Genomic DNA, 708 nt, shown 5'->3' with positions numbered 1-708 from the left:
CCCTGAACGTGCAGGCCCTTGGCGCCACACCGCTGCTCTGCGCCGTGATTGGCGACGACGCGGGCGGCGAGCAGCTGCTGAACTTGCTGCACGTCCACGACCTGCCCGCCGACGGCCTCATCCGCAGCGCACACCGGCCGACCACCGTGAAACAGCGCATTCTGGCCCAGGGTCAGCAGCTGCTGCGCATCGACTCGGAGATTGAAACCGACCTCAACGCCGAAGAAGCCGCCCAGCTGCTGGCCGCCTACGACGACTTACTAACCCGCGCCGACGTAGTGATTTTTGAGGATTACGACAAGGGTGTGCTCAGCGAGGCCATCATCACGGAGTGCATTGCCCGCGCCCGGCAGCGCAACATCCCCACGGTGGTCGACCCCAAGAAGAAGAACTTCCTGGCCTACCAGCACTGCACCCTGTTCAAGCCCAACCTGAAAGAGCTGCGCGAGGGCCTGAAGCTGGAGTTCGGCGAGCCCAACACCGACCGCGCCGGCTTCGAGGCCGCCGTGGCCCGGCTGCGTGAGGAGCTCACCCCCGAAATCGTGCTGGTAACGCTGAGCGAATACGGCGTATTTGCTCAGCAGGCCGACCAGAGAACCTACCTGCCGGCCCACCTGCGCACCATTTCCGACGTGTCGGGCGCGGGCGATACCGTCATCAGCATCGCGGCGCTGTGCGTGGCGCTGGGGCGGCCGGCCGCCTTCACGG

General features: G+C 66.1%; 1 protein-coding gene. It reads left to right on the top strand.

Annotation, left to right across the window (positions count from 1 at the left end):
- Positions 1-44: 44 nt before the first annotated feature.
- Positions 45-708, top strand: a 664-nt coding sequence (locus ACYVDE_RS25115) for a bifunctional heptose 7-phosphate kinase/heptose 1-phosphate adenyltransferase (RefSeq protein ID WP_460504240.1), incomplete at its 3' end; no start/stop codon positions are given.

It is taken from the genome of Hymenobacter agri (assembly GCF_054778495.1).
This window is presented reverse-complemented; position numbering and strand designations above follow the sequence as displayed.